This is a genomic window from Pseudomonas sp. GM79, assembly GCF_000282495.1.
Classification (GTDB): domain Bacteria; phylum Pseudomonadota; class Gammaproteobacteria; order Pseudomonadales; family Pseudomonadaceae; genus Aquipseudomonas.
This window is the reverse complement of the sequence record NZ_AKJE01000122.1, coordinates 1-22,168: the sequence shown is the minus strand read 5'-3', so window position 1 is coordinate 22,168 and position 22,168 is coordinate 1. Positions and strand designations below refer to the sequence as shown.

General features: G+C 55.6%; 16 protein-coding genes. 6 read left to right on the top strand and 10 right to left on the bottom strand.

Annotation, left to right across the window (positions count from 1 at the left end):
- Nucleotides 1–97: 97 nt before the first annotated feature.
- Nucleotides 98–934, bottom strand: a complete 837-nt coding sequence (locus tag PMI36_RS00085) for a CvfB family protein (protein WP_008076708.1) — start codon at nt 932–934, stop codon at nt 98–100.
- Between the two features lie 351 nt (nt 935–1,285).
- Here PMI36_RS00085 and PMI36_RS00090 point away from each other — a divergent pair, with 351 nt between their 5' ends.
- The 3 genes from PMI36_RS00090 (at nt 1,286) to PMI36_RS00100 (ending at nt 3,346) form a co-directional block, all read left to right on the top strand.
- Nucleotides 1,286–1,474, top strand: a complete 189-nt coding sequence (locus PMI36_RS00090) for a hypothetical protein (RefSeq protein WP_017337097.1) — start codon at nt 1,286–1,288, stop codon at nt 1,472–1,474.
- Between the two features lie 209 nt (nt 1,475–1,683).
- Nucleotides 1,684–2,400 carry a TorF family putative porin gene (locus PMI36_RS00095; RefSeq protein WP_008076706.1) on the top strand — a complete coding sequence of 239 codons (717 nt, stop codon included), beginning with the start codon at nt 1,684–1,686 and terminating at the stop codon, nt 2,398–2,400.
- A gap of 76 nt (nt 2,401–2,476) precedes the next feature.
- Nucleotides 2,477–3,346, top strand: coding sequence for a DUF6279 family lipoprotein (locus PMI36_RS00100; protein ID WP_008076705.1), 870 nt, complete (start codon nt 2,477–2,479; stop codon nt 3,344–3,346).
- Between the two features lie 125 nt (nt 3,347–3,471).
- On the opposite strand, the gene PMI36_RS00105 is transcribed toward PMI36_RS00100, so the two are convergent.
- Nucleotides 3,472–3,864, bottom strand: coding sequence for a hypothetical protein (locus tag PMI36_RS00105; RefSeq protein ID WP_008076703.1), 393 nt, complete (start codon nt 3,862–3,864; stop codon nt 3,472–3,474).
- A 201-nt stretch (nt 3,865–4,065) separates the two neighbouring features.
- On the opposite strand from PMI36_RS00105, the gene PMI36_RS00110 reads away from it, so the two are divergent.
- A complete protein-coding gene (locus PMI36_RS00110; protein ID WP_008076701.1) occupies nt 4,066–4,800 on the top strand; it encodes a DUF899 domain-containing protein in 735 nt (244 codons plus the stop codon).
- A 333-nt stretch (nt 4,801–5,133) separates the two neighbouring features.
- On the top strand, nt 5,134–5,406 hold the full coding sequence (locus PMI36_RS00115) for a hypothetical protein (RefSeq protein ID WP_008076699.1): 273 nt from the start codon (nt 5,134–5,136) through the stop codon (nt 5,404–5,406).
- A 60-nt stretch (nt 5,407–5,466) separates the two neighbouring features.
- On the opposite strand, the gene PMI36_RS00120 is transcribed toward PMI36_RS00115, so the two are convergent.
- From PMI36_RS00120 to PMI36_RS00140, 6 genes are all read right to left on the bottom strand, one after another.
- The gene (locus PMI36_RS00120; protein WP_008076698.1) at nt 5,467–6,027 is read right to left on the bottom strand and encodes a hypothetical protein; all 561 of its coding nucleotides are present in this window, start codon (nt 6,025–6,027) and stop codon (nt 5,467–5,469) included.
- A 656-nt stretch (nt 6,028–6,683) separates the two neighbouring features.
- On the bottom strand, nt 6,684–7,235 hold the full coding sequence (locus tag PMI36_RS00125; RefSeq protein ID WP_008076696.1) for a DUF6990 domain-containing protein: 552 nt from the start codon (nt 7,233–7,235) through the stop codon (nt 6,684–6,686).
- Between the two features lie 695 nt (nt 7,236–7,930).
- A complete protein-coding gene (locus PMI36_RS00130) occupies nt 7,931–9,124 on the bottom strand; it encodes an IS4 family transposase (RefSeq protein ID WP_032830792.1) in 1,194 nt (397 codons plus the stop codon).
- Nucleotides 9,125–9,304: 180 nt separating this feature from the next.
- Nucleotides 9,305–9,712, bottom strand: a complete 408-nt coding sequence (locus PMI36_RS30130; protein ID WP_050549280.1) for a contact-dependent growth inhibition system immunity protein — start codon at nt 9,710–9,712, stop codon at nt 9,305–9,307.
- Nucleotides 9,709–18,645: a two-partner secretion domain-containing protein gene (locus PMI36_RS00135; RefSeq protein ID WP_008076692.1), complete on the bottom strand. Its 8,937-nt coding sequence runs from the start codon at nt 18,643–18,645 to the stop codon at nt 9,709–9,711. Before PMI36_RS00135 ends, PMI36_RS30130 begins: the two co-directional genes overlap by 4 nt.
- Nucleotides 18,646–18,670: 25 nt before the next feature.
- A complete protein-coding gene (locus tag PMI36_RS00140; protein ID WP_008076690.1) occupies nt 18,671–20,377 on the bottom strand; it encodes a ShlB/FhaC/HecB family hemolysin secretion/activation protein in 1,707 nt (568 codons plus the stop codon).
- 325 nt (nt 20,378–20,702) lie between these two features.
- Between PMI36_RS00140 and PMI36_RS00145 the strand changes: the two genes are divergently transcribed.
- Nucleotides 20,703–20,975 (top strand): hypothetical protein, encoded by a 273-nt coding sequence (locus PMI36_RS00145; protein ID WP_008076688.1) that lies wholly within the window; start codon nt 20,703–20,705, stop codon nt 20,973–20,975.
- Nucleotides 20,976–21,373: 398 nt separating this feature from the next.
- Here PMI36_RS00145 and PMI36_RS00155 read toward each other — a convergent pair whose 3' ends face one another.
- Together PMI36_RS00155 and PMI36_RS0130045 are read right to left on the bottom strand one after the other, a co-directional pair.
- Nucleotides 21,374–21,613: a hypothetical protein gene (locus tag PMI36_RS00155; RefSeq protein ID WP_008076684.1), complete on the bottom strand. Its 240-nt coding sequence runs from the start codon at nt 21,611–21,613 to the stop codon at nt 21,374–21,376.
- Nucleotides 21,614–21,628: 15 nt separating this feature from the next.
- Nucleotides 21,629–22,168: TNT domain-containing protein (locus PMI36_RS0130045; protein ID WP_008076683.1), on the bottom strand; the 540-nt coding region annotated here is incomplete at its 5' end.

The window sequence follows — 22,168 nt, the reverse complement described above, 5'->3', positions numbered from 1 at the left end:
CCCTGTAGGACCTGCCGCAGGCTGCGATCTTTTGATCTTGATCTTTTACAGTCAAAAGATCGCAGCCTGCGCCAGCTCCTACACGGGCGGCGTAGGGTCAGCTGAGTTCGATACGATCAGCGTGAATGACGATCTGGCCGTTCTTGTACAACGCACCAATGGCCTTTTTGAAGTTGCCCTTGCTGACGCCGAACATACTGCTGATCAGCGTCGGGTCGCTCTTGTCGCTGACTGGCAGAGTGCCGTTGTTGTCGCGCAACCTGGCAAGAATCTTCGAGTTCAGGCTAGTGGCAGCTTCCTCGCCCACCGGTTGCAGGCTCAGGCTGATCTTGCCGTCGGCGCGGACTTCTTTGATAAAGCCCTTCTCTTCTTTACCGGCGCGCATGAACTTGAAGATTTCGTTCTTGTGGATCAGACCCCAATGCTTGTTGTTGATGATTGCCTTGAAGCCCATATCGGTCGCTTCGGCCACCAGCAAATCAACTTCCTGACCCGGGGTGTAATTGGCCGGGGTCTTGTCCAGGTAGCGGTCCAGACGCGCCGTCGCGGTGATGCGGCGCGTGTGTTTGTCGAGATAAACGTGCACCACGACATACTCGCCGGCCGTCATCTGGCGCTTTTCTTCGGAATACGGCAGCAGCAGGTCCTTCGGCAAACCCCAATCCAGGAACACGCCAATGCTGTTGACTTCAACAACTTTCAAACTGGCAAATTCACCGACCTGAACTTTCGGTTTTTCGGTCGTTGCGATAAGTTTGTCATCGCTGTCCAGATAAATAAAAACGTTGAGCCAGTCTTCATCTTCGCTGGGAATATCTTTGGGGATATAACGGTTAGGCAGAAGAATTTCGCCATCCGCGCCACCGTCCAGATATAAACCGAAGTTAGTGTGTTTAACCACTTGCAAACTGTTGTAGCGCCCGACTAAAGCCATGTCCAATACCCTCATTGCGTGGGCGGCATTCTACCCGGTTTTGCGGGCCGCGTTCGGCGGCCGGTCCGGTGGCACAAGAAAATACGTCGAAGGCCTTAATTTTCCTGGGTTTTACCCGGTGCGCTTGCCCGCTCGTCAGACCATTTGGGTGCCTCGCCCCATGGTCTGCCCATCCGAAAAACGCTTTTTCTTCACTTGGGTTCTTAGTTAAAACAGCAGCTTACGGGAGCATTGCGAATAATAACTTGCGATAAATTGCGTTGCTCCAAGGTGTATTTCGGGAGGATATTTACCAAGCAATTGTCAAGTATTTCCTGTACGATGCCTGGCCAAGTTAATTTCTACAGGTTAATGGCCGCCATGCGTGTAAAAGCATCCAACAGCAAAGCAAAGCCAGCTCCAGCCGTTGAAACCAGCGAATCGATCAACAACCAGATCGCTGCGTTCCTCAAGTCCGGCGGAGAGATCCAGCAAATTGCCAAAGGCGTCAGCGGCCAGACGTTCGGCCCGTCCAAGCAGATCACATTGGGCAAAAAGTAATCCCCCTGTGTTAACTGGTCCCTAAGCGCTTTGAGCTTCGAAGCGCTTGGACTGGAACCCTCCCGCAATACCCCATCAAACAAATCAATATTTCAAAAATCGACGAACGGCCCTCGATGCCGAGCATTCGCCGGTATGCTTGCACACGTCTAGATCAAGCGTTTCAGCAGGTTTTCAGGACCTGCTCCTCGCTGTTCATGGAGTGACGCATGCTCAAGCCCTCTCTTTTCCTGCTCTGCAGCGTGCTGTGGTGTTCAGACGCCAATGCGCAAGTCTTTCAGCGCGAACTGGGCGACTTCGATCTCAAACTCGCCACCACGCCCAGCCGCAGCATGGCCCAGGGGCTGGTCAAACCTTCGACGACCGGCTCGTTCCATGGTGGCCTCGACCTTAGCCACGACAGCGGCTTCTATGTGGGTCAATGGTCCCCCAGCATGGGGCTGAGTCCCTCGAGCAATCTCGAAGTCGATTCCTACATGGGCTTTAAACAGCCCTTCGATCACTCCCTCGGCTACGAAGTGGGCATGATCCATTACAGCTACCCGAAAGTGGACACCCTCGACAGCCAGGAGCTTTTCGGCGGCCTGACCCTGCTGGGCAGTCGCTTCGGCGCGGCCTTCAGCAACGACCCGGACAAACAGAACAGCACCCTGTTCGCCGACCTCAGTGGCAACCAGCCGTTCGGCATCGGGATCAGCCTGAAATACACCACCCACCAGCTCAACACACCGGTGTCCGTCGACGATGGGTATGTCGGCAGCTTTACCGACTGGTCAGTGAAATTGTCCCGGCCGTTCATGGGCATCGATCTGGACTTGATCTACAGTGATTCAAGCCTGAGCGGCAGCGATTGTTCCGCTTATTCTGGCCACAATAGCCAGTGCGACGGTCTGGTGACGCTCAAGGCTGCGCACAGCTTCTATTAATTGGCTGAACTGCCGGGCTTATCCCGCGATCACACAAGAGAACCCTTAAGAAACCAGGTCTTCGCAAGGACTCGTCATGTCGCACTGGTTGAAGCAGATCGGCGTCATCCTCACCCTTAGCCTCACCGTCGCCGCGTGCAGCCGCGTGGGCCTGGCTTACCGCAACCTCGACGTGATCATTCCCTGGACGCTCAGCGACTACCTGGAGATGAATCACGAACAAAAAGACTGGTTCAACGAGCGCCTCAAGGAACACCTGAGCTGGCACTGCACCACGCAATTGCCCGGCTACCTCGACTGGCTCGATCGCTTACAGGCCATGGTCGAAGCCAACCAGATCACCGACGCCGCACTGCAAACCCGCACCCAGGAAGCCAAACAGGCCATCGCCGATACCGCCCGGGAAATCACCCCGTCGGCCATAGAGCTGTTGCAGGGCCTTGATGACAAGCAAGTCGCGGAAATGAACGATGCCTTCGCCAAGGACCAACGCAAACGCCAGGAGGCCTACCTCAAACCGTCTCTGGAACAACAGATCAGAGAGCGGAGCAAGCGCATGGAGAAACGCCTGAATGACTGGCTCGGCCCGCTCAACCCAAGCCAACAGCAACGGGTCATGGCCTGGTCGAATGCCTTGGGTGATCAGAACAAGCAATGGATTGCCAACCGCGCCCATTGGCAACAGCAATTCAGCGCGGCAGTCGCGCAGCGGCAGAGCCCAGAATTCCCACAGCGAATCGAGACACTTCTGGTGAATCGCGAGAGTTTGTGGACACCGGCTTACCGCCAGGCCTACGCCAACACCGAAGCCCAGGCTCGGGCGTTGCTGGTGGACGTGATGGCCGAGAGCACACCGGTTCAACGTGAACGGTTGCTGCAAAAGATTGAAGGTGTGCGCAAGGATTTCGCTGATTTGAAATGCCTGAAAGCGGCGCGGAAGGATTAAACGGACCACCACAATCCAATGTGGGAGCGGGCTTGCTCGCGAATGCGGTTCAACATTCAAATCTATGTCGACTGTCACACCGCATTCGCGAGCAAGCCTGCTCCCACAGGGGGTAAACGCGATCTTCAGGCAATCTGCGCCTTCGACGCCACCTCATCAAACGTCAACTCATCCAGCGCATCTTCCTGCTCATCCAGCACCTGCCGCGGATGCTCATTACCCGGAATGCTGCTGTCGATCAGGCTCAACAAACTCGAGCCTCTGGGCGTCAAAATGTAGTTCTCGCCATTGCCACCCTGATCTTCTGGCCGAGGCTCGATGTAACCCCGCAGCAGCAGTAATTTTTCGTACTCGCCCGCCACGGTTTTCAGGTGATCCAGGTTCTCAAACGTTTCACCCGCGGCAGCTTTCGCCGCCGCATACTGTTCGGCATAAGGCCGTGGAGTGAAACTGTGTCCAGCGCCGTTCTGCACTTCATGCAGCAAGCGCTCCATCAAATCCCAGTTATAAGTCGTCATCCTGATCAACCTCCAGAGCCCGTGAGTGAAATGGCCTTCATAGGTTGTGACCGACATGAATTGCAGCCGTTCAGCCGAGGTATTTCGCCCTACCGACCGGCGGCCTGTCGATTTGAGCGCAGGCCAAACGACTAGGCTGTGTAAGACGGTTTACCCCTCTGCGCGGATCGACTTTCGCCAAAGCATGCAGGAGAAATCACCATGAACATTCAGAACCATCCGGTCGTGTCCCGGGAAGAATGGCTCGCTGCCCGCAAACAACACCTGGCCCACGAAAAAGCCTTCACCAAGGAACGAGACAAACTCAGCGCCGAACGCCGCGCCCTGCCCTGGGTGAAAATCGACAAACCCTACCGCTTCCAGGGCCCCAACGGCGAACTGAGCCTGGCCGACCTGTTCGGCGGTCGCAGCCAATTGATCATCTACCACTTCATGTTCGCCGCAGGCTGGGACGAAGGCTGCCCAGGCTGCTCGTTCCTCTCCGACCACATCGACGGCGCCAACCAACACCTGGCCCATCACGACGTGGCTGTGGTCGCGGTTTCCCACGCACCGTTCGCCGAATTCCAACCGTTCAAGCAGCGCATGGGCTGGAAATTCGACTGGGTCTCGTCCGAAGGCTGCGACTTCAACTATGACTTTGGCGTCTCAGCCCGAGCCGAAGACGTCGCCGCCGGAAAAGCTACCTACAACTACGAAAAAACCGACGGGGCAGAAGAAGAACTCCCAGGGCTCAGCGTGTTTTATCGCAATGAAGCGGGGGAGATTCTCCACACTTATTCAACATATGCCCGAGGTTTGGATTTGCTGGTTGGTGCCTACAACTACCTCGACCTCACGCCGAAGGGGCGTAATGAAGAGGAGATCATGGATTGGGTGCGGCATCACGATCGGTATGAAGACAAGGCGCCGGCCAGTTGCTGTCATGGGGGGTAGATTGCTTGATCCGGGTTGGTCACAGCATCCGTGAACACCACCAATCCCCTGTGGGAGCGGGCTTGCCCGCGATGACTGACTAACATTCGACATGGATGTCGACTGATGCACCGCTATCGCGAGCTGGCTCGCTCCCACAAAGTTGCGCGGTGTTCTGTAGGTTGCGTCCGGTTGACTGACTGCAACTGGGGCAAATGCCCTACAACAACCTCAGAATCAGGCACCTTGCACCGCTGGAACGATGAAGCTTATAGTCCGCCGGTCGCCCAAAAAGCGACCGGGTTTGGCGACCCGACCACAGAGAGTCCTCATCAATGACAAGAGGCTCCACCCATGGATAGATACATGCCCCTCACCGGAATCGACCTGATCCCGGCATCGTTGCTCATCGATACCCAAGCCCCGCTAGACGTCCTGCAAGCCATGGCCGACTATCGCATTCGCACCGTCACCCAAGTGCTGGAAAACATCGCCTTTCGCGCAGAAATCGGTTGCGACACGGTTGTGCTTTCTGACTTTTCAAAACTGCTGGCCATACCGTTGCGGGATGGTTGTGATTTGATGGATGTGATTGGTCGACGATTGCGGGCGCAGGCTGCGGAGTGAATGAAAAACGGGCGACCTATGGGCCGCCCGATTTACATAGGGAATACAAATAAATGAGCCTTACGCTGAAGGCATGCTCATCACGGGAATGCGTTCCTGAGGCTGAGTTATATCGTAAACATGCTGCTCACAGCGGCTACCAACAAACTGGAACTCCACCAAATAGACCTTGCTTCTTTCCGGTATGAAAGTTGTTTTGAGCGGACCGCAGCTGTAAGTATTCCTGACTCCCCCACCCTTTGAATAACCCGACACCTGGAACGGCTGATCGGCATCGGCCTGTACTTCCAGTTGTGGGAAGCGTTTAACAGTCGCGCTGTTGACCACTTCGTTAAGTTTGGCGATCCAGCCGAATACCTTCCCCTGACCTGAATCCACCACGGTTCCAAGCACCTCCATACGCTGGTCAGGATCCGCTGCGCGCCTGACCGCGAACTCTACCGGAGAAGTGTTACCGGAGGCTTTCATGATGACCTTGGCGTGCTGCGCATCGACTGCCACCTTGTTCTGGTGTAGCTGGACACCGTCCTTCAGTAGGCTAGGGGAAGAGTCCCTGACGCTGGAGTGGCAGCCTGTTAATGCCAGAATCAGGGTCAGAGTTAGCAGATTACTTCTCTTCACGTAGGAAAGTCCTTATAAATTTATATTTGGCTGATGCGTAAATATTTTTCAAAACGGCGCATTATAAATACTAAATTAGCCGCAGGCAGACTTTCAGCAGAAAAAGTTTACATATTTATTTTCTGCCCCCCAAAAAACCAAACACCCCCTTTCTTTATTATTTCTACCCCCTTTTTTAAATGCTCACTCTTCCGCCGAGCGCATACCTTTCAATTGTAGCTCTGCACTCCATCCCTGCGGGGGAGATTGACTAACACTCCACCACCTCATACCGCTCTCCCTCCACCTCTGACGTAAAGCAAGATGCGTAACCGAGGAGTCATCGTAACCAAACTCCGTTCCGCAACATGGACAAATATTGTATGAAGCACATCCAAAACTATCATAGGGTGCTTCATCAAGATCGGGATACATACATACAGGGCAGATGAATACCGTTTTTTTATTGAGCATTAAAGTAATCCAAGTTTGTGCCCTTACCATGAACAACCGAAAACGAGACACCCATTAACCTTGACTTGAGACCGGCTAATGGGCGTCCCCTTTTTCCGCTCAAACGGACCTTCGTAAACGGGTAGCTACTGCCTGACTAGGATTAGTCCTAAGCCGGGAGGATAAAAACAACACCGGCGCGGGGTGGGTTTGTGGTCAAGGGGTCACTGTATATCCCGAGCCACCAAAAGAGCACGCTCTAGCATTTGCGCATTGATATACGGAACAAAGCCCAATCTGTCGCCCAACTCGAAGCTGCGCTGATAACTTGAGAGACGGCCCACATCTCCCGCTATTGCCAAAGCAGCCAAATGCCATAGTGGCCTGGCACCCTTTGCGTCTGTGGAAAGGTGCCTATAGAACGCTAAACCTTGCTCTATATCTTGCGCATTAGCCCAAGATATAGCCGCCTGAGAAAGTCTGACAACATTACCCAATGAAAAATCAACTACTCTCTCTGGCACGTCATTACTTACGATAATCGGCACGTGACTTCTAGCCTCACCCAAGATGAATGCAGCAGCAGCCGTAAAGTCCTTCGTAGAGACGGAGGGCATGAATGAAACTCGAAAATGGTCAGGACGCTTCCCTATCGATGGAATAATCTGAACTTGTTCCTTGCCGATATCCATGAGGCAAAAATAGTCTCCAGCCTCATCCTTACCACAGCGCCAGCCAAGCTCCTCAAGAGCTGGCAATATCTCTTTTTCTTTCACTATTTAGCACCTGGAAAATTCATAATCTCAATCGGAACTCCATTGGGATAACCCTGCTCTCTGAGGGATACTCCTGGAATTAGGCCAAAATCCTCAGCCACCCGTCCCCTAAATAAAAAGGGGACAGATTTATTTACTCACCAAACCGACAAGAGGGAAGACCTCAGGGTTTCTCCCCTATTATTTACACCATGTAACCCGTAGATCTCATCTGCGTAAGCACCGCTTCATCAAATTCCTGATCAGATATACCTCTAATCGATTTAGCACTCTTCCAATGCCATATCACAGGAAGGATTCTGCTATCCAAACGATCATATTCTTCCAAAAAGATATCTGCTAAAGCATGCTTATCTATATCATGAACGACCTCCAGCATCATGTTCAACACGATGCTTGGCGACTTTCCATCCAGTATTTGCGCTAACAAATATCTACTTTCCGAAAGTGACATAGGTAATTTCGCCGATGGTTTCAATTTTTTCGACCTTCGTGTATCCGTATTTTTGGGATATCTGGTCTGTCCAGGTATTCAAAGCAGCATTTTCTTTTGACATTCCATTGGCAATATTCTGCAGATATTGAACAGTGTTAACGCTGTCAGTACCCGCCACCCTAAAAAAAGAGGACGGATTTATATTTTGGCCATTGCACAGCTTAGAAAATAAATCCGTCCCTGAGGGATCCCCACAAATCTACCCCAGCACCTGTGCCTGTTGATGTACCTCGTCTCGCAATGTGCGCTCAAGTCTCTCCAAGGTTTCCCGAGAGTTTGAGCCGCGTCCGCAACGCCAGTATTCCAAGCCCAATCGCCACAACGACAGCACTCGTCGATGTTTAAGACTGTTGCTTTGAAAGCGATGCTCATGACCTGCTTCGCGGGCCTGTAACCCGGTTAAACAAATGATGTAGTTAGCCAACGCCGAGATCAGTAACAGCACTTCAATTCGGCGTGGGCAGTGACTTCGATGGCGAGTCACACCAACACCGAAGTGCTCGCTTTTCACATCCCGGAAGCCTTCTTCAATCTGCATCCGCTGCTTGTAAATTGCCACGATTTTTGAAGGATTCCATTGAGCCTCCGGCAGGTTACTGGCCAGCAACCACGGCTCTCGCTCACGATTGGCCGATTGCCTGCTGAGCTTGTTTTTGGCGATTGAACCGGTAACGCGTTGATGTTTTCGCCCCTTGGCGCGGTGTCTGACGCAGTACAAATGAATGATATGCGGAGCGCTTTGGGTCATCTCGATATGGCCCAGCGACTTCGGTGAAGATGACGCCAAAGCGTAGAGATTTTTCACTGGCAACCAGGTGTTCGAGTCGCTTCGGTAAAGGTCGCGGTTGCGCACCCGAGCCACGTAATACCAGCCTTGCGCCTCGACAGCCTTGATCCAGGGCCGTCGAAAACCTGCATCGGCAACAAGGATCGGAACGCAGTTTTTGGGTAGCATTTCGGCCAACGTTTGCAGCAACCGCTTTTGATATTTCGGGCAACCTTCACGCTCGTGAACGCTTTCGTAAATAGGAAACGAGCGCCCAGCCAACGGGATGGCGGCGCGCAACAAAAAGAACTCTCCCGCGGCATCAATCGGTGACCAATCGACCAGAATCAAGGGATGTTTCAGGGGGCCCAGCAGGGCTCGCAACATGACCCAATAAAACAACGAGCGCTCTGATTGCAGATGGCGATTTCCCAACAGCCGATCCACTCGTTTGATGGCGTGTTTTGGATAGGCCTTGCCTGACATGAATCGACCAAGTCCTGTCAGCGTCAGACGGCGGCCTCGCAGTAACGAACTGACACAACACATCAGCGTTTTCAGACGACGAGAGTGGACAGTGGGAAGTGCTTGGGTGAGCGCGCTGTGTAAGAATCGGATGGCCTGCATGGGTTCGGGATCTTGTTTTTGTGTGGTGCAATACAAGCTGCCGACCCATGCAGGTCTCTTCAATTCCCAACTTCTTGATTTTTTGTAGGAAAAAGCGGGGATTTCTCAGAATCCGTCCCCTTTACGCTCCTGGGGGACTCTCCCCCCGTTTTCCTTGAACCGACCTCTTCCACCTGCCTCCTAATCAATAATATCGAGCAACTTACCCTTCAAAACATTTGCTGACTCAACCGCATCAGGTTCTGCTGTCAAAGCCTCATTATTTTCAATTAGAATCGAAAACATTTTTTTTGCCAGAAACATATTACCAATCCAATAGAGTGGCGACAATCGTGCAACCGCCGCCAACAACTCGCCATCATCTATATAACCCGAAAGCAGATCCTTCTTTAGAGTGGAAACCGCGACCGGTAACAAATCCGATATAAACAAATCCTGCCTAACTGCACGACACAAATCCTCAATACGAAGATCTTCAAGAGGTACATCGCAAACAGAAAGATACCACTGAGTCAAAGAGGAGGGGTCAGCTTCTGGTTGCCACGAGCTATTTAGATTAGTCGCTATTGATCGAAATGTCTTTTTCATATACCCGCTCCCATAATTGCGTCCTCAATGCGTTTTATTGCATCAAGCGCAGCCTGTCGAGCGGCTTGCGCCTCTGCATTATTGACATCTTTTAACCTATCAGAGTGTTTACGAAGGCTCGTAAGCCGTTCACTCATTTCCTGAAGGTGATTCCAGAATCCGCCACCCTCTTTGGGAACTGGAGTTCCCGCCATATCTTTCAATGTACCAACGATATCATGATCTTTGAAGTTATTCAGGGTATTAGTAATCTTAGTGACTGACTGTTGCTGACTTTGATTCAATTTTACGGCTGCTACTGATATAGCATCTTTGGCAAGCTCAGCCTCAAATTTTTTCTCTGCTGCCTCAGATACCTCCTTAATGACCTTTTCACCAACCGTTACCGCAGCCTTGCCCTTACCACTGATGGATGGAAATGCTATCTCAATTCCAAGCTGTATGAGTCTTTCTCTTTCTGTCGGCTCAAAAAACCTATCGCGAAGTATTGCTGGTGGGTACTGGTTAAGAAAGTCAACGACACTAGGATTTAGTTTAGAACGATCCTTTTCGCCATCAACAATTTTTTGTAGATCAACAAGAACATCCTGAGGCTCTAGATCAAGGTATTTGCCTTCAAGATGTTGGCTATCTAAGTCACCCCTCACCCGTTCCGTAGCTTCCCGATGGACTTGGGCGTTATACCGCTCCGAGTTCCCTGCGACCCAACTGGCCGTTTCAGGATCTCCTCCAGCTAGCGCACCAACCAACACACCAATGATCTGAGCGGTACCTACCTTGAACTGATCATCCGTGGCAAAACGCGAATCCAAATATTTGCCCAAGGACTCGGTAGCGATCGCATTCACTCCCTCCACCACCGCGCCCGCCAGGGCTCCGGTTTTGAAGTCTCCCCCTCTTGCCGCCGAAAGAGCACCTCCCAATATTGCATGCATCAATATTTTTTGTGCCGACCCCGAATCGACTTTCAAATATTCGGCAAGATCACCGACCTGCTTGTTGCCGAATGCGGCAGCAAGATCCAAACCTTCAGAGACTAAGGCTGAACCTAGGTTATCTTTTAAACTGCCTCCATTGATTGCGGTGTTGATAGTGCCTGCAACCAGCGCATGAGAAGTGCTGCGTAGGACGTTCTGACTTACGGTATTCCAATCGAGCATGCTTGCTGAGTAGCCTGGGTTCATGATCCCGTCAGCTTTCAGAATGAGTGCGCCGTTGGTATTCCAGCCACTCACCATCCCATCAAGCCCATTCAACGCATAGCCAGTGGCCCACTGTGTGGCATATCCCTTGATGGCATCCTTGCTGACTGTAGCTTTCAGGCCTGCGCCCAAATCACCACCGTTGTTGACCGTACCCACGGTAAAGTTGGTGGCCATCGCCCCCATCAAAGGACCTAGAAACATGCTGGCAATAATAGCAATAACTAATGCCGACGCAGCGCCCAAACCCGCACTGTCATATTTCCAACTCTCATGAATTTCCTTGACCAACCTCCAGTCTACTTGGCCGTTGGCTTCTGCCTGTTTTATCCAGGCCAGTTCGGGCTCAGCCTTCACCATCGCATCAATGGTTTCACTAACTGTTTTCTGATCAATTTGCTTGAGATCGATAGTGATTTTGCCGGCGGCCCGCATCGCCAGAGTTCCCTGAGCGATCAGGACACTTTGTCGAAGCGTTTCATCAGTGAAACCTTTGCCACTCATCGAGTACCAAGCCATATCTGACTTGCTCTTCTCATGACTCTCGACATGTTGATCATTGACGGCTTCAAACGTGATGTTTCCACCACTGTCGAGAATGATGTCCTTACCACTCTCCAGCTTCGCCACCTGATACCGCTGATCTCCACCGCTGACCAAGCTCAGGTTGCCCCCGGTGGTGATTGCACTGCCGATGTTTTTTACATCGGTGACTTCATCACGCTGGGTTTTTTCGGCGCCGAAACCGCCCTTTTTCTTCATGTCATACAGCGTGTAGTCGCGGTCTTGCGCCGCCAGCAGTTCGAGCTTGTCACCGGCCACCAGATAGGCCTCATCCCCAGCGGTGACCTTGCTCGAGATCAGCGTCAAATCCTTGCCCGCCTTCAGGGCAACGCTACCCCCCGCGGTGATCTCCGTGGATACCTGACTGACATGGTCTTCCTGGCGGGTGACACTCTCGGTTTTTTCATACGAGTGCTGTTCATCCGCCGCCGAGGCCAGGGTCAGATTGTTTGCGGCAGCCATTCCGATGTCGCCTTTGGCATCGATCTGACTGGCAATGGCGCTCAGGTCGCGGCCGGCGTCAATGGTCAGGTCGCGACCTGCAGAGACCTGCGAGCCAAGCTGCGTCACCGACGCATCGTTATGATCCCGACCATCGGTGATGCTGTTGCTCTTCTGCGCCGACACGATGTTCACGTCCCGGCCCGCTTTAATTGTCAGCTCACCCCGGCTGTTGACCACGCTGCCAATGGTGTTGAAATCGCGCCCGGCACCGATGGTCAGGCTGTTGGCCGCTTCAATCCGTGCCGCGCTGTCGGCAAAGCCCTGGGACCAGGACCATTGGCCGTTCTGGTCGTCGTAACTGCTGACGGTGCGTTCGTTGATCACGTCGCCCCGGGTGGCGGTGAGCGTGACGTCACGGCCGGCGATGATGCCGCCGGCCTTGTTGACGAGGTTGTTGCTGGCTTTCAGGTCGAGGCGGTTGCCGGCTTCCACCAAGCCGCTGTTGACCAGGTCGTTGGCGGCGGTGGCCGACAGGTTGTTGGAGGCGCGCAAGGTGCCGGCGTTGTTCAGGTCCTTGCCGGCGATCAGGGTGATGTCGTTGCCGGCAATCAACGCGCCGTTGGGTGCTAAACGGTTGTTGGCCTGGGCCAGGTAGAGCACCGGCACCAGCACTTGCTCGCCGTTCACCTCGGCAGTTTCCATCCAGACAATGTCATGGGTCAGGGCTGCGACCTGTTCGGAGGTCAGGCTGACGCCGAGCGACAGGTTGAGTGCCTGTTTACTGGCGACGGCGTTGTTCATCAGGTATTTGAACAAGCCCTCGTCGGAGGTCTGGCCACCGATGAAGCGTTGGCCAGTGCGGGCCACTACCGCTTGCTGGATCAGGCGTTGTTCGTAGAAGCCATCGCCCAGGCGTTTGGCGCTGGTGTCCGGGTCGTAACCGAGGTTCGACAGCAGGTAGTCCGAGCTCATGAATTGCTTGAGGTCGGTGAGTACCGGGTTGGTTTCGATCAGGTATTTCTGCGGTTTGGATTGAACGCTGTTGGCCGGTAAGCCCTGGACACGGTTGATCGTGACGGCGCTGGTGGCAGGGACCGTTTGCTGCCGCTGGGTCGGGGTGATGCTGGCACCGCCCAGGGTCCAGCTTTGCGGACCGTTGTTGGCGGCGCCGGAGGTGGTGCCCTGCGCGCTGAGGCGGAACAGGCCGTTTGTACCTTGCGGCAACACGAAGCCCGGCAGCGAGAGGGGGTCGACCCGTTGTTGGGCCAGGTCCGGTGGGAGTTGGCTGTTGAGGTGGACGATGAACGGGGTGGTCGCACGTTGGGTGCCGGTGGCGTCCACCTTGCTGTCGCTGGTGACAATGGGCGCGTTGACCGTTTGCACGCTGTTGTTGAAAGAAGTCGAAGCCGTGATGGTCGTACTGCCACCGGACTGAATAACGGCGTTGATGCTTTTACCGGTGCTGGCGGTTTGCGTGGCCGAGAAAACCCCATATTTGGTGACCGCTTCAGGCACCGGCAGGTTTTTCGACGGATCGTAATCAGGGTTGAGTTCGGTGCTTAATCCGCTCTCCTGTTGGTAGAAGTAACCGCCATTGGCCCGCCGGTATAACGGCACGTATTTGGCGCTGTACTTGTTGTACTCGTTGACCGCACCGCCCGGGTCGATCAACCCCAGGTAGATGCTTCCCGGCTCCTGGTCGGCAGGGTTTTTATAGTGGCTGCGATAAGTAATGGTCTCTAGATCCACACCTTCATTCTTGAATGTGTCGACCGTGATGTTGATGTTTTTGGCAGCCGACACCGAACTGTATTGATTGAGGAAGTTCGACCCAGTGATATCGAGGTTACCCCCGGATGTCAGGAAGGCAGACGGCGAGTCTTTATCGACCGTGCGCTCATACACTTCAGTGACGTAGTACCAGACGTTCCACTCGTCCGAGCAATGGCTGCAGCTGTGGGTGATAGTGCCATTCACCCGTTGCTCCGCGAAGGTCAGCACGTCCCTGCGGTTGCTGATTGAAGTCGCCAGCAAGCGCATGTCACCGGCGCTTTCCAGGCTGCCGGAGATGTTTTCGATAACGTCTGCCCGCTCGCCCGCCGCGTTCCGGGAGACGGTCAAGTCACCCAGGCTGTAAATGTCGCCATAGCTATTCGTCAGCGTATTGCTGCGTATCTGCATGTCCGCGCCGCTGAAAATCAAGCCCTGCTGATTGAGCAATTGCGAGGCGTTAACCGTAAGGTCTTGTGCACTTCCCACGGTGCCGTAGTTGCTGAGGGATGCCGTATTGAGCAGCAGATCGTCATTTGACGTGATCCGCCCATAGTTGATGATCGGGCCGGAGGCACTGATATCTGTCGGCCCGCCGCCGGCAATTCGTCCCGCTTCGGCCAGATTCAGACTGGCCGCGTTGAGCGAAAGACTCCCCAGGCTGGTGACTCGACCTGCACCGGTATAGGCGCCACTGAGGTTGAGCTGCAGGCTGCCGTCACTGGCAATCAATCCCTCGTTGAACCAGTTGACACCGGTACCGACGAGGCTCTCCGAGGCCAGCAACTGACCGCTCGCCGTCTGGGTGAAACTGTTGACGTTGACCTTCAGACGCCCGGCCTGGATGACGTTGCTGTTGGTCCAGCTGTCGGCGTTGAGGGTCAGGCCGCCACGGGTGACGATGCTGCCGCCGGCGCCGGTGACGTTGGCGGTGGAAATGTCGAAGGTGCCGTTGCCCACGTGCAACAAACTGCCGCCGCCGTTGAGGAAACTGCCCACCGCCATTGTCAGGTCGGTGTTGGCGCTTTCCAGGGTGCCGTTGCGGTTGTCGAACAGGCCACCGATCTGGAAGCTGGTTTTGCCATTGGTGCCGAGGGCGCGCAGTTGACCGGTCTGGTTGTCGAGGCTGGCGGCCTTGATCGACAGGGTGCTGTCGCTCTCGATGATGCCCAGTCGATTGTTCAGGGCGCCGCTGAGGTTGAGGTCGATCTGTTGACCGGCGATCTGGCCGTCATTGTCGCCGCTGTTGTCAAAATTGTTGCCGGTGACGTTGACCTTGCCTTTGGCATAGAGGCCGCCATTGCGGTTGTCGAAGTTGCCAGTGGTGATGATCGCGTCGCCGCTTTGCGCAGCGATACGCCCGCCGTAGTTGTCGATGCCGCCCAGAGCGGTCAGGTTCAGCCGCTGGGCCTGGGTGACGCCGCTGCGGCGGTTGTTGTTCAGGTCATAGCCGTTTTTCAGTACGCCGCTCAGGTTGGCCGTGAACGCGGCTTGCAGGCTGGCGAGTACACCGCCGCGGTTGTCGAGGTTGGTGGCCTTGATGGTCAAGTCACCGTCCGTGGCGACGATGCGGCCGCTTTGGTTGTCGATATCTCCACTGACCGTGAGGTTCAAAGCCCCTTGGCTTTGCAGGGTGCCCTTGGCGTTGGCGAGGCTGGCGGCCTGGATTTTCAGGTCGCCCTTCTGACTGTAGATCTGGCCGGCGGCGCTGTTTTGCAGCGTACCGTCCGTGGTGATGGTCAGCAGATCGTTGGCCGCGATGGTGCCGAGATTGCGGTTGTCCAGGCCACCGGTGAGTAGGGTCATCAAGCCTTGGCTGGTGAGCTGGCCACCCTGGTTATTGATTTGCGTGGCGCGCTGCACCAGTAGCGGGCCGGCGCTGGCCAGTTTGCCTTTGGTGTTGGTCAGGATGCCGAGCAGGTCCAGGGTCACGGCAGCGTTGCCGATCAGATTGCCGCCGGTGTTATCCAGTGTGGTGCCGGTGAAACTGAGGTCCTGTTTTGCGTTGACCGTGCCGCCGGCATTCCCCAGGGTCATGGCCTGCATGGCCAGGGTTGCGCCGCTGTCGATCAAACCGCCTTGGGCGTTGTTCAGCAGACCGCTGAGGGTCAAGGTCTGGGCACCGGCGCTGGAGAGAATGCCGCCGTTGCTGTTGTCCAGGCTCGCTGCGTTGACGCTCAAGGTTTTCTGGCTGACCAGCGCACCTTCGCCGCTGTTGAGAATCGCACCGCTGACGCTGACGGCCACATCGGCGGCGTGACTCGACAGCGTGCCTTTGTTGCGGTTGTCCAGGCTGTTGCTGGTGAGGCTCAGACCTTGCCAGCCGGAAAACAGACCACCTTGGTTGAGTACCGTGTCGGCGTTGACCGTCAGCAGGTTGCTGCTGATCAGTTTGCCGTCGCTGTTATCCAGGGCGTGAGCCGTGAGGTCGAGGCTTTGGCTACTGGAGATTTCGCCGTTCTGGTTATTCAGGTCGCGCAGGTGCTGGAGGCTCAGCAAGCCTGCGGTAGTGATCAGACCGCCGCTGTTGTTCAGGTCCCCGGTGGCCGCCCCGAAGTCGATGGCAATGGCGCTGCCCAGCAAAGAACCGTTCTGGTTATTCAGGCCGGTACTGTTGATGGTCAGGCCGGTGGTGGCGTTGATCAGGCCTTGGTTTTGGTTAGTCAACAGCCCGTCGAGGTTCAGGTCGAGGTTGGCACGGCTGGTCAGCGTGCCGCCGCTGTTGTCCAGGCTGGCGGCTTTGACGTCGAGTGCTACGGCGGCGATCAGGCCTTTGAGATTGGTCAGCGCCTGATCGATGCGCAGGGTCAGGTTCTGATTGCTCAGCAGTTTGCCGTTGCTGTTGTCCAGGTTCTGCGCGGCCAGTGTGAAGGCCTCGGCGCTGGAAATTTCGCCGCCGTTGTTGACGTCCTTGAGGTTTTTCAACATCAGCAACGGTGCGTTGATCAGCCCGTTCTGGTTGTTCAGTTGGCCCTGATTCAGGTCCAGGCTCAGGGACGTTTTGCTGAACAGCTGACCGCCCTGCTGATCGAAACCGGTGACACTGGCGGTCAGGGCCTTGTCGCTGGCGATTCGGCTGGCAACACCGTTGCTGACTTGGGTCGCGGTCAAGTCGAGCGTATCGCCGCCGATCAATTGCCCGCCCTGAGTGTTGTCGAACGTACCGGTGGTGACGGTGGTCGCGTTCTTGCCGCTGATCAGGCCGTTCTGGCGGTTGTTCAGGCTTTGGCTTTTGAGGGTCAGGCGGCTGTCGGTGGTGATCGAACCGTCCTGATTGTTTAGCATTCCCGTCGCGGTCAGCGCCAGCGCGCCGGCGCTCGACAAGCTGCCGCGAGTGCTGTCGAGGCTGGCCGCGTTGACCGTCAGAGTGCCTTCGCTGCTGATCAGGCCTTCGACGTTACTCAACGCATTGTCGAGGCGAATATCCAGCCCGCGCTGAGCAACAAGGCTGCCACCGCTGTTGTCCAGACTCTGGCCCACAACCGTGGTGATGCCCGTGCTGGAGACCTCGCCATTGCGGTTGTTCAGGTGGCCAAGGGTGGCGTTGAGATTACCGCTGCTGTTAATCAGTCCTTGGCCGTTGAGCACCTGACTGGCCGTAAGGTTGAGATTGCCCTTGCTCAACACCCGGCCGTTATTTTGATTGTCCAGCGTTCCAACCGTGATGTTGGCGGTTTGCGCGGCGCTCAATGTGCCGCCCTGATTGCTCAGAGTCTGGCTGGTGTTGACCGTCAGGGTACGGCTGGCCACCACCGTCTTACCGGTGTTGTTGAGGTTCTGCGCGCTCAGGCTCACATCGCCCGTGGCGTTGCGGCTGGTGTCGGCGTTGACCCCGGCTTCGATGATGCCGTTGTTGGTCAGCACACCGCCGGCACTCAACGTGATGTTGTCCCGGGCGGCGAGGGTTTGCTGGTTGGTCAGGTTGCCTTGGGTTTGCACGTTGACGGCGGTGCCGGCGTAAACCGGTCCCTGGGCGTCGAGACTGGCGGCTTTGACGTTGACGGCGCCCGTGGCAGAAGTCTGTGCGAGGCTGAGATGCCCATTGGCATCGAGCTGGATATCCCCGCCACTGGCCGCCAGGTTGCCGTCGAGTTTCACCCCGACCCCGGCTTCGGTGCCCACCAGTTTGATCGCTCCGGCGTACATGCCACCCAACGCCGAAGAGTCGATGGCCAATTGTGGTTTGGCGCTGCCATCATCGGCGCGGGGGGTGGCGTTGAGGCTGTCGGCGTTGACGTCGTTGCGGCCGGCGATGATGGTCAGGTTTTTCGCCTGAATTTCGGCGTTGATCCTGGCGCTACGGGTGATGATTTCGAAGCGATCGACATTGTTGGCATTCAGCCCGGCGCCGTCGATGGCAACGCTGCCCTGATCGACCTGAAAACGATCGAGACGACCGTTGTCCAGCACCGGTTTTCCGGTGGTCAGCGTCACGCGCGGGGTGTTGATGAAGCCGCAGCCGTTGCAGCTGATGCCGTAGGGGTTGGCGACGATCACGCGGGCTGACTGCCCCGCCACTTCGGTGTAACCACGTAACTGGCTGGGGCTGCCGCCGACCACTTCGTTGAGGATGGTTTGCGCCGCCACCCGGTTGGTCAGGTTGGGGTTGCCGACGATGATCCCGCCCAGTTGCGTGGCGCCAGTCTGGTTGGCGACGTTGTTGAGGATCACGCCCTGGGCGCCGACGTTGTAATCGTGAAACTGGTTATACGACAGGCCCGTGCCATTGGGCGTGGCGATTTGAACAATCGGCACCCCATTGCCCGCCTGCCCAAGGCTGGTGCCTGGCGAGGCCACCACAATCCCGTCGGCCTGGGCCCACATCGGTTGCCAGAACATGACGTTGGCCAACAGGAACGCCAACCCGCGCTTGGGCATGCCCCAGAAGTGCTCGCGGTTTTTGATGGCAGCAGAAGGCTGACCAGCCAGAAAGGCCAGTTGACGAACGTCCATGATTTGAATCTCGTTAAAGCAGAATTTAGAGGAAGACATCCACGCGGAAATAGATCGGCGCTTCACGCTCGGTCAGGGTGTCCGGGCGCTCCAGGGAATGGGCAAAGGTCACGCTGGCGGCCAGGTGCTGACCCCGGGCAAACAGCTCCACGGAGTTGCTGGACATGCGCCCGTGCTGATCGCCGTTGTAACGGTCGCCACGGATCACGCCCTGGTCGTAACCGAGGCTGGTGCCGTATTCGGCGAACACCGGACGCAGCCATTCCAGGGTCACCGGGCGGCTCCAGCGCAGGTCGTTGCGCCAGTAACCGCCACTGTCGCCGGACAAGGATTGATCCTTGTAACCACGGATCGACGACTGCCCGCCAAGGCTGGTGCGTTGCGGGCTGAACAGCACGTCTTCGCTACGCTGGCCGGTCATCAGGCTGCTGAAACTGAAGGACTCGCCCCACAGTTTGAACGGCTGCAAATAGCTTGCGGTGGCGGTGTACTTGCGGTAACGCGCGTCCGGCTCGCCGGGGCCCGGGTGACCGTTGCCCTGAGCGTCGAACGCGCCGATGCCTTCCTGCATGCCCAAGTCGAGGTTGACGAAGGCACTGCCGACCCGTCGACCGTGGTTGATGCCGAACTGTGCTTCGCTGATGCGGTTGCTGCTCAGCTTGAGTTTGCTGTCTTCGATGAAGTTATTGGTGCGCAGGTACGAAAGGCCGGTGCTGAGGGAGGTCTTGCTCAGGGCGTCGCGATGGATCACCCGCTCGGCGCGTAGCTGATGGTTTTCACTGTCGCCGGTCTGTTTGAAGTTGAAACCGTTGGCCTGCGCTTGCGAGCGGTACTCGCTCTGGCTGTAGGTGTAACTGAAATTCCACCAGCCCCACGGCAAGCTGTAATTGAGCATCGCGTTGTTGGAGGTGTGCTGGTGATCGGTCATCGCATCGTGACCGCCGCGCAGCATCAACTGATCGGCCAGACCCAGCGGGCTGTCCCAATCAAACGTCGTGCCCCACTGCTGCTCACCGGTGCTGCGCTGGCCGTCATTACTGCGAGACAACCCGGCACGCCACGGTTTCTGCGGGGTGTTCTTGACCAGTACTTCGCTGCCACCAACGTTCTTGCCCGGCGACAACTCCATCTGCGCCTGATTCGACGGCAAGCGGTTCAACTGATCCACCATCTGCTCGATTTCCCGCAGATTGACCAGCTCACCACGCTTGCCGGGAAAAGCCATCCCCAGTTCACGGTCCGACAGCTTGCTGCCCTCCGCGCCCTTCAATCCTTCAAGCCTGCCCTCGACCACCAGCACCTTCAAATGCCCGCCGGACAAATCCTGCTGCGGCAAATAGGCCCGGCTGGTGACCAGGCCTTTCTCGATGTAGTGATCGGTGATGACTTTCAGCAACTCGTTGAGCTGCGTGACGCCTAGGCACTGACCGATGTAAGGCTTGAGCAGACGATTTTTATCGCGGTCCGAAAGACTGTCGGCGCCTTTGAGCTCGATGTCCTTGATGGGGAAACAACGGGCGTCGGTTGGGGCCGTCGGTTGCGTGGGTTTGGCCTCCTTGCCGGGTAATTCCTTGAGCTCTTCAAGACGCCGACGCTGCTCTTCGAGCAAGCGATCCTGACGTTCGCGGATCAGATCGGTTTCACCGGGGGTGGGGGCGGCGTGAGCAAGATTCAGCGGAGAAAGGCACAGCAAAGCCAGGCACAACCTCGCCACGAGGGCGGGTGGGTACATGTTCGTTCCCTCGAATGGAGAGTGATAGCAGAATGATGGCGCGATGTTAGATGGCCATAATTCTGGCGTCAATGAATGGATCCATTTTGGGTGGGGGTTGACGGACGGTAGGGGGTGTTGCGCTCCCCTTTTGATTAGGCATTTCGTTGCATGAGGTGGCGATGTTTGTGGCAGTGAGGGATAGATAAATCTCCTACGCCCATCTCGGAATCAGGCGACTAGCACCGCTGGAACGATGAAGCTCATAGTCCGCCCGTTGCCCAAATGGCGGCCGGGTTTGGCGACCTGATTAACGAGTCTCAATAAACTAAACGAGGCTCCACCGATGGATAGAGACATGCCCCTCACCGGGATTGACTTGATTCCGGCATCGTTGCTTATCGATACCCAAGATCCACTCGATGTTCTGCACGCCATGTCTGACTACCGAATCCGCACTGTTACTCAGGTGCTGGAAAACATCGCGTTTCGCGCCGAGATTGGTTGCGATACGGTGGTGCTTTCCGACTTCTCCAAACTGCTGGCCATACCGTTGCGAGATGGTTGTGATTTGATGGATGTGATTGGTAGACGGTTGCGGGCGTTGGCAGCGGAGTGAATGAAAATGGGCGACCTGTTGGTCGCCTGTTTCATGGGGAATACAAAAAACTAATAACAGCGAACGTGATCAGCCGGACCGCAAGTACTCACTGACTTCTTGTGCCAGCGCCTCTACGATCGACCTCGGTCCTTCAATCATCAGCCCCATATACGTCTCGGACTCAATGGTTATCACGGCGCCGCCTAGTTTGACGCGTGCTGTATCAAGCTCTTGGGACCCACCTACTCCCCAGGAACTCCCCGCGCCTACTGCGCCACGTGATGTTAGCACCGCAACCAAAGTGGCCTTCAACACGTCGTCATACTCATCCCCAAGCCGGATGCTGGTGTTTTCTGTACTCATTATTAAAATCCTAGGCGGAAATCGGGCTAATGGGTGACCCTGCTCCCCCCTTATTATTCCTTATTGAAAATCTCATACACCCATTTGGCCAATACTTCCGGCGACGTCGTTTCTTTCCTTAGACATTCTTCACCGCGATCTTTCGCAACAATGGCCAGCTTCCCAGCTTCAGAAATTTCAATATAGGGAGCACCAAACTCATCCACTTCAGTTCCTAAAGGAAATCTCTCATATGGATTTCCCTGCTCACGCGCATATTTGAAAAAATATTCGGCTAACTGTTCAAGTTCCATTGCTGCTACCTCGGGTTATTTTATCGGTCTGATGAAACCTTCCTTCACCAACTCATCAATGCTCATAGGTAATTGATACTGAGTCCCCATGCCAGGCTTTCCAAACCAAGGAGCTGCGCTTCCAGAGTTTACCTCTGGGATAGGCTTTAAAACCTCATACTGCCTATAGGGTGATCTCAGACTTGAGTCAGGCAAGGCGCGCTGATCAAACGGCACGTCTGTCGGCGCCACAAATTTACCCTGATCAGTAAAGTTACCTTTCTCATCAAAACGGCCACCATACCTGTCAAATGTATGGCCCGGCTGAAGCTCAGTAATCGTCGGCGGCCCATTGAACCCTCCGTCAAAACCATTATTTGCTTTTGTTGGCCAATCGGGACTTCCGTCAGGCTTCACCCACCGAGGATCAACACCCAACTTATCAGCAGTGGCAACCTGCGCTGGTGTCGGGTTGGCTACTGGCCCCCGCCCCCCTCCTTTTACACCACCATTGCCGTTCCCGGAAACATTCGTCCCATCTTTCGTCCCCGAATCGCCTTCTTTGGTCGGGCCCTT

Bases quoted from the DNA above. Each gene is read 5' to 3' on its own strand.
- PMI36_RS30130 (WP_050549280.1), bottom strand. From the start codon at position 9,712: ATGAAAAAGACATTTCGATCAATAGCGACTAATCTAAATAGCTCGTGG.
- PMI36_RS00090 (WP_017337097.1), top strand. From the start codon at position 1,286: ATGGCCGCCATGCGTGTAAAAGCATCCAACAGCAAAGCAAAGCCAGCT.
- PMI36_RS00105 (WP_008076703.1), bottom strand. From the start codon at position 3,864: ATGACGACTTATAACTGGGATTTGATGGAGCGCTTGCTGCATGAAGTG.
- PMI36_RS00115 (WP_008076699.1), top strand. From the start codon at position 5,134: ATGGATAGATACATGCCCCTCACCGGAATCGACCTGATCCCGGCATCG.
- PMI36_RS00130 (WP_032830792.1), bottom strand. From the start codon at position 9,124: ATGCAGGCCATCCGATTCTTACACAGCGCGCTCACCCAAGCACTTCCC.
- PMI36_RS00100 (WP_008076705.1), top strand. From the start codon at position 2,477: ATGTCGCACTGGTTGAAGCAGATCGGCGTCATCCTCACCCTTAGCCTC.
- PMI36_RS00155 (WP_008076684.1), bottom strand. From the start codon at position 21,613: ATGGAACTTGAACAGTTAGCCGAATATTTTTTCAAATATGCGCGTGAG.
- PMI36_RS00095 (WP_008076706.1), top strand. From the start codon at position 1,684: ATGCTCAAGCCCTCTCTTTTCCTGCTCTGCAGCGTGCTGTGGTGTTCA.
- PMI36_RS00110 (WP_008076701.1), top strand. From the start codon at position 4,066: ATGAACATTCAGAACCATCCGGTCGTGTCCCGGGAAGAATGGCTCGCT.
- PMI36_RS00140 (WP_008076690.1), bottom strand. From the start codon at position 20,377: ATGTACCCACCCGCCCTCGTGGCGAGGTTGTGCCTGGCTTTGCTGTGC.
- PMI36_RS00145 (WP_008076688.1), top strand. From the start codon at position 20,703: ATGGATAGAGACATGCCCCTCACCGGGATTGACTTGATTCCGGCATCG.
- PMI36_RS00085 (WP_008076708.1), bottom strand. From the start codon at position 934: ATGGCTTTAGTCGGGCGCTACAACAGTTTGCAAGTGGTTAAACACACT.
- PMI36_RS00135 (WP_008076692.1), bottom strand. From the start codon at position 18,645: ATGGACGTTCGTCAACTGGCCTTTCTGGCTGGTCAGCCTTCTGCTGCC.